The sequence below is a fragment of the Winogradskyella litoriviva genome, assembly GCF_013249065.1.
In the GTDB taxonomy this organism is placed as follows: Bacteria; Bacteroidota; Bacteroidia; order Flavobacteriales; family Flavobacteriaceae; genus Winogradskyella; species Winogradskyella litoriviva.
Window position 1 is genome coordinate 74,481 of the sequence record NZ_JABRWQ010000002.1, and the last position, 13,130, is coordinate 87,610.

A 13,130-nucleotide genomic window follows, 5' to 3' on the forward strand; every position below is an offset into this window, starting at 1 on the left:
CCATTGATTTATCAAACAAAAAAGGCTTCCGTATTGGAAGCCTTTTAAATGATATAAAACTTATTGCTTTTAACTCATAAGTATAATCTATCCTTTTAACCAAGCAGCTCTTAAAGCTTTTTGAGCTTCAGTTGCATTTACATCTTCTATAATAGACTCGCCTGGCGCATAAGCTTTAGACAAGGTTGCTTTAATATGTATTGGTTGGCCATCTCTATCTAAATCCATTGTAATTTCTTGTCCTTCTTGCCATTCAAACATACCTGTTATAACATCATTAGCGTTCATTAATGTTAATTCGGTTCCGTTTACTTTTTTAATTACATCACCAGCTTTTATTCCTTGTGCTTTCCAGAAGGAATTTTTTAATGCCATTTCAGAAAAAACTATTGCCATTTTTGCTTGATCTCCATCAAAAATAATATTCTGTCCACCTGCAAAAATATAATTGGTTTCTACCTCTGCTTCTCCAATAGTTAAACCAACCATTTTTAAAAACTCATTGTAATTTATTGGTACATCACCTGCTACATATGTTGTTAAAAAATCTCCAACACTTGGGTAAGTCATTGCTGTGATTTCTTGTATTAATTTATCGTCTTCAAAAGGCTTGTCTTTTCCATATTTAGCAGACAGCTCTTTCATTAAACTTAACATGCTTCTGTTACCATCACTCTCTTTTCGCATTAAAATATCAATACACATACCAATTAATGCACCTTTCATATAAACATTATAATAATTGTGTGCATAAGGTTCTACCAATACGTTTTCGCTCATAATTGTAAAACTCATAGCGTCATCTAATCCTTTAGACGATTGTATTTTAGTGTACATGGTGTTATAAAATGAATTTGCATCAACTAAGCCTTCATATATCTGAAAATGTTGTGCAAAATATTCTGTTACACCTTCATACATCCATAAATGTTTAGAAAATGTTGGCTTGTTATAATCAAAATAGTGAATATCTTCAGAATGAACAGATAAAGGTGTTACTATATGAAAAAATTCATGAGATATCACATCAATCATAGATGCCTTAAGACCTTCGAGGCTGCTATCTTCGGCAAAAACAGCTACAGTGGATTTATGATGTTCTAAAGCACCATAACCCTTAGGAGAGGTTTCATCACCTCTAGACAAATACACATATATATCATAACGTGCTGTACTATTTACATCACCTAGATATTTTTTTTGTGCCTCCATCATCTTATAAACAGTTTCCTTTAAACTAACTGCAGTGTGTTTACCCGTTGGAGAATAAAGACTTAATACAATTTTTATGTCACCAACCATAAATTCTTCAACATCTAATTTCCCATACATCATTGGGTTATCTGTAATATCAAAATAACGTTGTGCAAAATAACTGCTTGTAATAGCTGTACCATCTGCACTCGATTTTGTTCCTTTATCTTCTAGAGCAGACGTTCTAACAAAATCTGCTGGTGCTGTAACATCAAGAGTATATTGATTATTTTTTAAAGAATCGAAATAGCCAATAAATCCGTGAAGATTTAATACAAAATTATCTTCCTCTATGTTTGTTCCGCTTGGTGAAAATGGATCTTCTCCTCCTATTCCACCAGTTATTTCAATATCGAAAGTATCATTAACATAATAATTAATTTTGTCTAATTTAGTAGCATCAGTAATAGTCCATGTATTATCATCAACTTTAGTAGAAGCTAATTCATTACCATCATAATCTAAAGCTTTAAAATCGTCTACATATTTCCCAAAATCACTAACAGAATAGGTTCCTTGCACAACTCTAGGTAATCTATATGTAACCGTTTCTGTAGTAAAACGACCAGGATTAATGGTTACCGGAACTCTATCATTATTTACTGCAGTTAAATCTAAGGTTGTAACTATTGGGTTGCTAACTGCTAAATCATCAGCATTTGGTTTTGCAGATCCACAACCTACTAAAACGACACTTAAGCCAAGAATGGCCAAATAATTCTTCATGTTTAAATTTTTAATTTTTTATAAGACGCACAAATCTACAATGAGTTACTATTAAAAACCTAAAGGTTTTGTTAAATTCGCAGTATGTTACAACCTTTAGTGAGCATTTTAATCCCTTTTAAAAACACGGAAGCATTTATTGCTGAGTGTCTTAATTCCATTTTAAATCAATCTTACTATAATTGGGAAGCCATTTTTATAGATGATAATTCTAATGACAATTCATATACTATTGTTGAGAATTATGCTGTTAAAGATTACAGAATCAAAGTTTACAAAAACCATAGCCAAGGCATTATAGAAGCTTTAAAAACGGCTTATCAGCACTGTTCTGGAGACTATATCACAAGAATGGATAGTGATGATATAATGACACCTATCCGACTTAATATTATGGTCGCTAATCTTGAAAAACATGGCAAAAAACATTTAGCCGTAGGCCAAGTAAAATACTTTAGAGCAGATGGATTAAGCGATGGCTTTGCTCGTTATGAAAGCTGGTTAAATGCTTTAACTGCAGTAGGAAAAAATTATTCCGAAATTTACAAAGAATGTGTTATTCCTTCCCCTTGCTGGATGCTTCATAAAGATGATTTTGAAGCATGTAATGGTTTTAATTCAGACATTTATCCAGAAGATTACGAACTAGCTTTTAGGTTTTATAAAGCAGGCTATACCTGTATTCCTTGTGACAAAATATTATTACATTGGAGAGATTATAGTACAAGAACCTCTAGAACTCACGAGCATTATGCAGAGAATTCCTTTTTAGACCTAAAAGTGAAATACTTTTTAGAATTAAATTACGATGCATCAAGACCATTAGCAATTTGGGGCGCAGGACACAAAGGCAAAACACTCGCAAAAATACTGTTGAAAGAAAATATTCCGTATTTCTGGATTTGCGATAACCCAAAGAAAATAGGAAAACACATCTACGACCAAGAGCTATTTAATTTTGATTATATAGCCGAACTTAAAAATCCACAAAGTATAGTTACGGTTGCCAATTCTAAAGCACAACAAGAAATTACTAGTTATTTTGAAACTCAAAAAATGCAATCTATGATTGATTATTTCTTTTTCTGTTAAATTTCTCAAAAGCTGAACGAGGTTATCTCTAATGATTATTTATATTTGAACAATTGGGACCTGCTAGGTTTTTTAAACTCTATATCTGTAGTTCCGTTAATTAATATGAAATTAAAACTATTAATTTTATTTCTCTTTTTTATTTCCTTCTCTGGATGGTCACAAACCAAAAAGCATGACTACAAAGATGGATATAATTTCATATCTAAAGCTGAAAAGTATTTTAAAAAAAATAAGATTATAAAAGCTGAAGAATATTTGATAAAAGCTAGAAATAGCAATTATGGTTTTTGCGGTAATGCTTGGGCTGGCGCTTTTAGTTCAATCCAGCTATTAGAAGCCGAAATCGAAAACAAAAAGGGCAATCATAATAACGCTTTAAAAATTTTAGATTCGATAAATGGATGCAGTTATGGTGCAGATTGCAATCGTAGGGACGTAATAAAAATTGAAACACTTTTCCTTAAACATGGCAAAAATATTGTGATTAACTCATTTAAAAATATATCAGAAGTAAAAGAGAATCCTGATGATGAGAATAATCCATATTCAGTATTTTTAAAAGAACTAAATTACAATTTTACTTTTGGCGGTAGTTTTACTTGGGTAAGTTTAGATGAAAATGGGGAACCAATTGAACAAGAACCGACTGATAATAAATTCATTCTTATTGCCAGAAAATATAATTTTTATAAATTAATTGAAAATTAAACTGTATCCAAAATGACAGTTGAATAAAAACTCAAACAACGAATGCAGTTTAAAAATCCCGAATTACTTTACGCACTATTTCTGCTGGTTATTCCTATTCTTATACACTTATTTCAGCTTCGTCGTTTTCAGAAAGTTGAATTTACCAACGTTAAGTTTTTAAAATCTGTAAAGCTACAAACACGTAAAAGTTCTCAACTAAAAAAGTGGATTACACTATTAACGAGAATGTTACTACTAGCTTGCGCCATTATTGCATTTGCACAACCATATATTCCTAATACAGCAAATTATAATGAAGCCCAAGAAACGGTTATTTACTTAGACAATTCTTTTAGCATGCAAGCCAAAGGCAATAATGGCACTTTGTTAAACGAATCTATTCAAGATATTATTAACACGCTACCAGAAGATGAAACTATTAGTTTTTTTACTAATGATAAAACCTATAAAAACACTACGGTTAAAGCTTTAAAAAATGACTTAATTCAATTAAAGTTTTCACCAGCACAACTTAGTTACGATGCAGCGTATTTAAAAGGAAAACAGTTATTCTCTAATAAAGGTGCTGCCACAAAGAATTTAGTTTTAGTTTCCGATTTTCAGCAAAAAGGAAACTCATTTAATTTTGAAAAAGATTCTACTGTTCAACTAAAATTAGTACAACCAAAATCTGAATTAGTAACAAATATTAGTATAGATAGTGTTTATATCTCAAATAGAACATCAGAAACATTAGACTTAAATGTAAGATTATCTAATGCAACTCAACCTGTTGACAACGTTACTATTTCAGTCTTTAATAACGATGTTTTACTTACAAAAAGTGCTGTTTCTATTGATAAAGAGGCTGAAGCCATATTTACAATTTCTAACAATGAAGTGATTAATGGTAAAATAGCAATTGAAGATGCTGGCTTGCAATACGATAATACATTTTACTTTAACATTAATAATAAACCAAAAATTAAAGTATTAGCTATTAATGAAGCTACTGATGATGATTTCTTAAATCGGATTTATACCGAAGATGAATTCGAATTTAAAAGCTTCAAGCTAAATGCGCTTAATTTTAATTTAATTCCTCAACAGAATTTAATTGTTCTCAATGAATTAGAAAATATTTCAAATGCATTAAAAACAGCTTTAGTTTCCTTTAAAAATGATGGTGGTAAATTATTAATAATTCCTTCTGATAAAATTGATTTGAATTCTTACAACCTATTACTTAAAGATATACAAACCAATACTTTTACTATTCAAAATTCAAATGAAAAACGAATTACAAGTATCAGCTATAACCATCCACTTTTAGCTAATGCGTTTTACTCTAAAGTGACAAATTTTCAATATCCAAAGGTTAAAAAATCGTATCGTTTTTCTTCAAATTCTAACGATGTTTTATCTTATGATGACGGTTCGGCTTTCTTAATAGGATACTCAAATACTTATGTTTTTTCTTCGGCTTTAAATTCTGATAATTCAAATTTTAAAAATTCGCAATTAATAATTCCTGTGTTATATAATTTAGGATTACAGAGTTTAAAACTTTCTAAATTATATTATACTATAGGACAGCCAAATTCTATTGCTATCCAAACCTCCTTAGGCCAGGACGATATACTTACTTTAGATTCTGATGAAACCTCAGTAATTCCACTTCAAAAAACATATAGCCAAGCGGTTGTTTTAGAAACTGAGAATTTTCCTGATGTAGCAGGTATAATGCATGTAAAAAACAAAGAAAACATCATCGAAAATCTTAGTTTCAACTATAACAGAGCTGAAAGCAACCTTAATTATTATAATTTAAATGCTTTGGTAGAAGCAGAAATTGAAACAAGTTTAGCAACTACAATTAATAATATAAAAAGTAACACAACTATTAATGCGTTATGGAAATGGTTTGTTATTTTTGCATTAATATTTCTAATAACTGAAATGTTACTTCTAAAATATCTTAAATGAACGCACTCATAAAATCTGCAACCATCGTTGATTCTAAAAGTGATTTTCACAATGAAACGGTTGATATTTTAATTGAAAAAGGTCGTATTTCCAAGATTTCAAAACGCATTACTAATCCCAATAATTACAAAGAAATTAAACTAGATAATTTGCATGTTTCGCAAGGTTGGTTTGATAGTAGTGTATCTTTTGGCGAACCTGGTTATGAAGAACGCGAAATCATTAGCAATGGTTTAAAAACTGCTGCTAATTCTGGTTTTACTGCTGTGGCTTTAAATGCCAACTCTAATCCTGTAATTGATAGTTATGCAGACATTACGTTTGTAAAATCTAAAGCCCAAGATAATGCGGTAAGTCTGTATCCTATTGGTGCTTTGACACGAGGCAGCCAAAGTGAAGATTTAGCGGAGTTGTTTGATATGACTAATGCTGGCGCTGTGGCTTTTTACGATTACCAAAAACCAATTTGCAATCCTAATTTAATGAAAATTGCGTTGCAATACGCAAGTAATTTTAATGGCTTGGTGTGTTCTTTTCCTCAGGAATCTAAAATATCTGGACTTGGTGTTGCTAACGAAAACATTAATAGTACCAAATTAGGTCTAAAAGGAAATCCGGCATTAGCGGAAGAATTGCAAGTAGCTAGAGATTTATTTATTTTAGAATACACAGAAGGTAAACTTCATATTCCTACTATATCTACAGCAAAATCAGTAGATTTAATCAGAACTGCAAAAAACAAGAAATTAGACGTCACTTGTAGTGTTGCCATACATAATCTAATATTTACGGACGATTCTTTACAAGAGTTTGACACCAATTTTAAAGTTCTTCCACCTTTAAGAACACTAAACGATTGTGAAGCCTTAATAGAAGGCCTAAAAGATGGAACTATTGATATGGTAACTACAGACCATAATCCTATTGATATTGAAGATAAAAAAGTGGAATTCGATTTTGCTAAATATGGTACAATTGGGCTTGAATCTGCTTTTGGAGCCATGCAGCATATTTTTACCACTAAGAAAACGATTAGCATTTTAACTCAAGGAAAGTCAAGGTTTGGCGTTTCAGAATCTACAATTAATGAAGGCGAATTAGCCGATTTAGCATTGTTTAATCCTGATAAAAATTACGAATTTAGTCTTAAACACATTACATCTCGCTCTAAGAATAGTATGTTTATAGGAGAACAACTTAAAGGTGAAACTTATGGTATCATTGCCAATAACAAAATTGTTTTAAAATAATGGATCAAAATACAATAGAAGACGGAAAAACTCTAGGTTTAGTCGCTTACTTAACTCTATTTGGGACTTTAATTGCCTTTTTTATGAACAAAGATAAACGTAATCCTTTTACTGCCTTTCATATAAGACAAGGTTTAGGTTTAGGATTACTTTATATTATAATTGGGTTTGGAATAACTGCTTTCGATAGCTGGATGATTACCTATTCGTTTTGGATATTTTTTTCCGTTTTATTCCTCTATGGAATTTTTGGAGCTGTTTCAGGAAAACTGAATAAAATACCTGTGTTGGGCGACTTCTTTCAAAATTTATTTAAATCTATTGGACAATAATTATGTCGAAATTACACTACATCACAAGACCTTCTTCTTTAAAGGAAAATGCACCTCTTTTAATAATGTGTCATGGTTACGGAAGTGACGAAAATGATTTATTTTCTTTTGCTTCAGAATTACCAGAAGAATTAATGGTTATTTCATTAAGAGCACCTTATGCTATGCAACCGTATGGTAATGCATGGTATGCTATTAATTTTGATGCGGATAAAGGTAAATGGAGTGATAATATACAAGCTAAAGAATCTGTAGATAAAATTGCCGAGTTTATTGACTATGCCTGTAGTACTTATGCAGTAGATTCTAAAAATGTAACGTTATTAGGATTTAGCCAAGGTACTATTTTAAGCTATGCTGTGGCTTTAACCTATCCGGAAAAAGTAAAAAATATTGTAGCATTAAGTGGCTATATTAATGAAGACATTTTACCGGAATCTATTAACAAAGCGCATGTATCGCATCTTAATTTCTTTTGCTCTCATGGCTCTGTAGACCAAGTAATACCTGTAAGTTGGGCACAAAAAACACCTGCTTTTTTAGAGGCTTTAAACATTAATCATATATATAAAGAATATCCTGTTGGACATGGAGTTGCGCCTCAGAATTTTTATGATTTAAAAGCTTGGTTAGAAAAACACCTTTAAACACTTCAAAAAAAAACATCTATTCATTAATGGTAGGATACATTAAATACTCTACCAATTTATATTTAAGATTATTGTTTTCATCAATTTCATAACTCACAAAAATTTCTCCCCAAAATTCGCCATCAGTAAAATTGGCAATAATCCATTTGTGATTTAAAACACGGATTTTATTGATTAATAATTTAGAATCCGTCATGGACACATAAGGTACAATTGGATGATCGTCACCTTCGTAGTTGTTCATGTTATAAAGTCCATCAATTATTGTTGGTATTAATTTTTCTGTATTATATCCTTGAGCTTCAAAATACGTTAACGCGTCTTCATTACCTTCTATATTAAAATAACTTAATTCAAAATTCTCATTTTCTAAAGCTTTTACGGTTTCTTCACTTTTGGCAAGTTTAGATTTCACTTTAACTATATCTTCTTCATATTTATCCAAAATGTTTTTTGAATTTACATATTGAAAAATTAATAATAAGACCGTAAAAATGAATAAATACATTAAAATTTTATTCTTCATATCTAAATTGTAATTTGTAAGTTATCGTATGCTAAAAAAACGTTTTCTGGTAAGGTTTGTTGTACATCATCATGAAATCCTAAATGATGACTAATATGAGTTAAATATGCACGTTTAGGTTTTAATTTTTTAATAAGACCTAATGCTTGTTCTAAATTAAAATGTGATATATGCTCTTTATGACGCAATGCATTAACCACTAAAACATCTAAATTTTGAAGTTTTTCAATCTCAGAATCAATAATTGTTTTCATGTCTGTTAAATAGGCAAAATTATGAAAACGGAAACCAAAAACCTGAAGCTTATAATGCAATCCATCAATAGGAATTACTTTAAGATTTCCTGCTAAAAAAGGCTCGTTTTTAACTTCAATTTTAGTGACGCTTGGTACACCAGGATATTTCTCTCCATTGGTAAAAATATAGTCAAAACGCTTCTCTAACGATTTAAAAACACGCTGATGTGCAAATAAATCTATATCACCTTGTCTAAAGAAAAAAGGACGTATATCATCTAATCCCATGGTATGATCAGCATGCTCATGTGTAAAAATAATACCATCAATTTTAGTGACATTTGCTCTTAGCATTTGTTGCCTAAAATCTGGTCCGCAATCCACCACAAAAGTATAATTATCCCACTCTACCAAAATAGAAACTCGTAAGCGTTTATCTTTAGGGTTTTCACTTAAACACACAGGATGATCGCTACCAATTATTGGAATCCCTTGGGATGTACCAGTACCTAAGAATGTAATTTTCAAGTTAGATTAGTTTAAAAACAAAAATAAACTTATTTTTTTGTTTGCGTTAGTAAATTGATACCTTTGCGAAAACGATGTAAATCCCAGATTCCATGAAGGACATAACGTATAAAGGTGACACAATAATTGAAAATATCCCATCACTTAAAGACAAAGCATTAAGAATTAATCTAAATGCAGACATCTATGGGACCTTTTCCGAAATTGGAGCAGGACAAGAAACTGTGCGTCATTTCTTTAGAGCTGGTGGTGCTTCAGGAACCATCGCAAAGGCCATGTCTGCTTACGATAAAAACTTTAGCGATGCTATTTATGGCATTGAAGATGATAAACGTTATGTTACTGAGGCTAGACTTAGAAAAATGTTAAATCATGAAGTTCGCCTTATGGAAGAGCGAATTACAAGAGATAGCAATCCTCATAAAATATTCTTCTCTTATGCTAATACTGTAGCCACTATAGATTTTGCTAAAAAATACAAAGGCCATGGTTGGGTTGGTATAAAATACCAAGTAGCTCCAGAAGAAGAGTACAATGATATTATTATACATGTACGTTTTAAAGAAACTGATGCACGTTTACAACAAGAAACCTTAGGTAAATTAGGAACTAACCTTATTTATGGTGCATTTTACAAATACAATCAACCGCGTAAATTATTACGTTATTTATATGATCATTTAGATAAAGACCAATTAGAAATTGATACAATTAACTTCTCTGGTCCAGCTTTTAAAGACGTGGACAATCGTTTAATGAGTTTACAACTCGTTAAAAATGGAATGACTGATGCCGTAATGTTTGCTCCAGATGGTAATAATGTTTTGCCAGCGCGTGTACTGTACAAAAAGAATATATTAACTCTTAGAGGAAGTTTTAGACCTGTAACTAAAGTTAACATGGACATGCTAGAGAAATCTTTAGAAATGTTTGTGAAAGAAAACAAGGTTGAAAAAGAAAAAACACAAGTTATTTTTGAAATTACGTTATCTAACTTAAGAGCAGAAGGAGAAATTGATGAGCAAGATTTTATGGATCGTGCAAAACTTCTATGTTCTTTAGGGCAAACGGTATTAATTTCTAACTTCCAAGAATATTATAAACTTGTTGAATACTTCTCTCAATATTCTAGAGCAAGAATGGGATTAGCAATGGGTGTAAATAACCTTATTGATATTTTTGACGAAAAGTACTATCGTCATTTAAGTGGTGGAATTTTAGAGGCTTTTGGTAAACTCTTTTATAAAGATTTACGTGTCTATCTTTACCCAATGCAAAATGAAGATGGCAGCTTAACAACTAGTGAAAATTTAAAAGTACATCCACGTATGAAAGAACTTTACAAATTCTTTAAATACAACGGAAAAGTAGTTGACATTGCAGATTATGATCGTTCTAACCTATCTGTATTCTCTAGAACTGTTTTAAAAATGATTTCTAAAAATGAAAATGGCTGGGAAAAAATGCTTCCTGAAGGTGTTGCCAAATTAATTAAAGAAAAAAGTTTATTTGGTTGCGAAACCGAAGAGACAATTCATAAACATTAAGCATAAGCTAAATGATAAAAAAAGCGTATTGAAAGTTTCAATACGCTTTTTTTATAGTCTTTTTTAATAACTATTTATAGCTTTAGATATTTAGCTCCACAAGGTTCAATACACGGAAAATATATAATAAGTTTATCTCCATTTATTACAAAAGAATAGTCCCAATTTGGAATACTCCCTTCACATAACTCTGGCGTTATTGTAGATTCTATTTCAGAGTAAATACCTGTTGATGGTGAACCAGAAACATCTAACATATTACAAAAATCTCCATTAGCAGTAAATGTTCCATCATCTAAAAATGAAATAACAAAATCACTATCAACCGCATTATAGGTGCCACTTCCATCACCAGGATCAGATAGCATTTCTATCAATTTCCAATCTCCTACTATATCAACATCTCTATTATTTTCATCGTCATTATTGCATGACACAATAAACAATATTAACGTAAACATTAAAACTAACTTTTTCATATAACCCTTTTATTAATTAGATGTAAAAATCTCAAAAGGTTGCACGCAATGAGAAAAAAATTAGAAAATAATACTTAAACGTCTAATATTTGCTCTGCATGAGCCTTAGTCTTTACTTTAGCAATCACATCTTCAATAATACCACTTTCATTAATAACAAAGGTCGTTCTATGGATGCCATCATATTCTTTTCCCATAAACTTCTTTGGTCCCCAAACTCCAAAAACTTCTATAACCGCTTTATCTTCATCTGCTAATAAAGGATATTGCAAACTATATTTAGCTTTAAAATTAGTTTGGCGTTTAGCACTATCTGCACTAACTCCTAAAATTTCATAACCAAGAGATTGAAAACGCTCATAGTTATCATTAAGATTACAAGCTTCAGCTGTACAACCTGGTGTACTTGCTTTTGGGTAAAAGAAAACTACTAATTTTTTCCCTTTATAATCTGATAATGAGATTCTATTACCTTGTTCGTCTAATGCTGAAAAATCTGGAGCCTTATCGCCTACTTTTAAGTGTGTCATATTGTGTAAATTTGTATATAATGTCTTAATCGTAAAAATACAAAATGACAAAACAAGAAAAAGTTAATTTCGTTATAAATACTTTATATAAATTATATCCAGAGATTCCAATTCCGCTAGATCATAAAGACCCTTACACTTTATTAATTGCCGTTTTAATGTCTGCGCAAAGTACAGATGTGCGCGTTAATCAAATTACACCTTTGTTGTTTGAACGCGCTGATAATCCGTACGATATGATTAAGTTAAGTGTTGAAGAAATTAGGGAGATTATTAAACCTGTTGGTTTGTCGCCTATGAAAAGTAAAGGAATTCATGGTTTATCTCAAATATTAATTGAAAAACATAATGGTGAAGTTCCTAAAACGTATGAAGATTTAGAAGCACTACCTGCTGTAGGGCGCAAAACAGCTGCTGTAGTATTATCGCAAGCTTTTGGTATTCCGGCTTTTCCGGTAGATACGCATATTCATCGTTTAATGTACCGTTGGAATCTAACTAATGGCAAAAATGTAGTACAAACCGAAAAAGATGCTAAACGCTTATTTCCTAAAGAACTCTGGAATGATTTACACCTTCAAATTATTTGGTATGGCAGACAATATTCTCCTGCTCGTGGTTGGGATTTAGAGAAAGATATTATCACTAAAACTATTGGTAGAAAATCGGTTTTGGAAGACTATTATAAAAAGAAAAAATAATGTTTAATTGGTATAATAGTTGATGCGTTATTATAAATAGCCAACCTATGAAAAAGCTCATCCTTCTAATTTCTACTTTAGCAATCACATCTTGCATACCTTTAAAAGTTGCTCCTAAATTTAAAAATCAAGATTATAAAGTAATGTCGGCTAAAAAATTTCAAAGGAAGATGTCAAAGGAAATGTCTTTTATATTTAAGGACCCTAAAGATGCTTATGATTTTTATAACTATATCAATAAAAAATATAGATTAAATGATATTGATGTTGGCTATAATGTTCCTTTTCAAATAGATGGACAAACGTTATTTTTAACATATCATGAAACTGAGCGAGAAGACAAATCATTAAATTTACCTTTAGTTGCAGCAGATGAAGTTCTGGATCGCAAAGCTGGCATTAAAATATTCGAGAAAAATTACACAAGTCGCACAGGGCATTGGTATATTATCCTAACAGTTTTTGACAAAGACCTAAATAACTGTTTAAAAGACAACCATCAATTAAAAGAAAAAACAATTCAATATTTAAAAAAATTAAAACAAGAATACCTTACAACTCACAATTATGAAGAGTTGTTATTTTCAAAAAAATCCTGAT

Annotated in this window: 14 protein-coding genes; 9 read left to right on the top strand and 5 right to left on the bottom strand. The window is 30.8% G+C overall.

The genetic code is table 11. The annotated features are described in order from the left end of the window. Positions 1–87 precede the first annotated feature (87 nt). Positions 88–1,980, bottom strand: a complete 1,893-nt coding sequence (locus HNV10_RS04305; RefSeq protein ID WP_173300124.1) for a M61 family metallopeptidase — start codon at positions 1,978–1,980, stop codon at positions 88–90. 84 nt (positions 1,981–2,064) lie between these two features. Between HNV10_RS04305 and HNV10_RS04310 the strand changes: the two genes are divergently transcribed. The 6 genes from HNV10_RS04310 to HNV10_RS04335 all read left to right on the top strand — a co-directional run bounded on the left by HNV10_RS04310 (position 2,065) and on the right by HNV10_RS04335 (position 7,980). After that, on the top strand, positions 2,065–3,072 hold the full coding sequence (locus HNV10_RS04310; RefSeq protein WP_173300125.1) for a glycosyltransferase family 2 protein: 1,008 nt from the start codon (positions 2,065–2,067) through the stop codon (positions 3,070–3,072). A gap of 105 nt (positions 3,073–3,177) precedes the next feature. Beyond that, positions 3,178–3,783, top strand: a complete 606-nt coding sequence (locus HNV10_RS04315) for a hypothetical protein (protein WP_173300126.1) — start codon at positions 3,178–3,180, stop codon at positions 3,781–3,783. A gap of 42 nt (positions 3,784–3,825) precedes the next feature. Then, positions 3,826–5,751: a BatA domain-containing protein gene (locus HNV10_RS04320; protein ID WP_173300127.1), complete on the top strand. Its 1,926-nt coding sequence runs from the start codon at positions 3,826–3,828 to the stop codon at positions 5,749–5,751. After that, the gene (locus HNV10_RS04325) at positions 5,748–7,001 is read left to right on the top strand and encodes a dihydroorotase (RefSeq protein ID WP_173300128.1); all 1,254 of its coding nucleotides are present in this window, start codon (positions 5,748–5,750) and stop codon (positions 6,999–7,001) included. Before HNV10_RS04320 ends, HNV10_RS04325 begins: the two co-directional genes overlap by 4 nt. Next, complete coding sequence (locus tag HNV10_RS04330; protein WP_173300129.1) at positions 7,001–7,333, top strand: DUF4870 domain-containing protein; 333 nt, start codon at positions 7,001–7,003, stop codon at positions 7,331–7,333. Before HNV10_RS04325 ends, HNV10_RS04330 begins: the two co-directional genes overlap by 1 nt. A 2-nt stretch (positions 7,334–7,335) precedes the next feature. Next, positions 7,336–7,980: an alpha/beta hydrolase gene (locus HNV10_RS04335; protein WP_173300130.1), complete on the top strand. Its 645-nt coding sequence runs from the start codon at positions 7,336–7,338 to the stop codon at positions 7,978–7,980. 19 nt (positions 7,981–7,999) lie between these two features. On the opposite strand, the gene HNV10_RS04340 is transcribed toward HNV10_RS04335, so the two are convergent. Both HNV10_RS04340 and HNV10_RS04345 read right to left on the bottom strand, forming a co-directional pair. Then, complete coding sequence (locus HNV10_RS04340; RefSeq protein WP_241695456.1) at positions 8,000–8,509, bottom strand: hydrolase; 510 nt, start codon at positions 8,507–8,509, stop codon at positions 8,000–8,002. 2 nt (positions 8,510–8,511) lie between these two features. After that, positions 8,512–9,273, bottom strand: coding sequence for an MBL fold metallo-hydrolase (locus HNV10_RS04345; RefSeq protein ID WP_173300131.1), 762 nt, complete (start codon positions 9,271–9,273; stop codon positions 8,512–8,514). 92 nt (positions 9,274–9,365) lie between these two features. On the opposite strand from HNV10_RS04345, the gene HNV10_RS04350 reads away from it, so the two are divergent. Continuing rightward, the gene (locus HNV10_RS04350; protein WP_173300132.1) at positions 9,366–10,820 is read left to right on the top strand and encodes a TonB-dependent receptor; all 1,455 of its coding nucleotides are present in this window, start codon (positions 9,366–9,368) and stop codon (positions 10,818–10,820) included. Positions 10,821–10,894: 74 nt separating this feature from the next. Here HNV10_RS04350 and HNV10_RS04355 read toward each other — a convergent pair whose 3' ends face one another. Continuing rightward, a complete protein-coding gene (locus HNV10_RS04355; protein ID WP_173300133.1) occupies positions 10,895–11,299 on the bottom strand; it encodes a hypothetical protein in 405 nt (134 codons plus the stop codon). 74 nt (positions 11,300–11,373) lie between these two features. Beyond that, positions 11,374–11,829, bottom strand: a complete 456-nt coding sequence (gene bcp, locus HNV10_RS04360; RefSeq protein WP_173300134.1) for a thioredoxin-dependent thiol peroxidase — start codon at positions 11,827–11,829, stop codon at positions 11,374–11,376. A 44-nt stretch (positions 11,830–11,873) separates the two neighbouring features. Between bcp and HNV10_RS04365 the strand changes: the two genes are divergently transcribed. Continuing rightward, positions 11,874–12,530 carry an endonuclease III domain-containing protein gene (locus tag HNV10_RS04365; protein WP_173300135.1) on the top strand — a complete coding sequence of 219 codons (657 nt, stop codon included), beginning with the start codon at positions 11,874–11,876 and terminating at the stop codon, positions 12,528–12,530. A gap of 47 nt (positions 12,531–12,577) precedes the next feature. After that, complete coding sequence (locus HNV10_RS04370) at positions 12,578–13,129, top strand: hypothetical protein (RefSeq protein ID WP_173300136.1); 552 nt, start codon at positions 12,578–12,580, stop codon at positions 13,127–13,129. Position 13,130 lies beyond the last annotated feature (1 nt).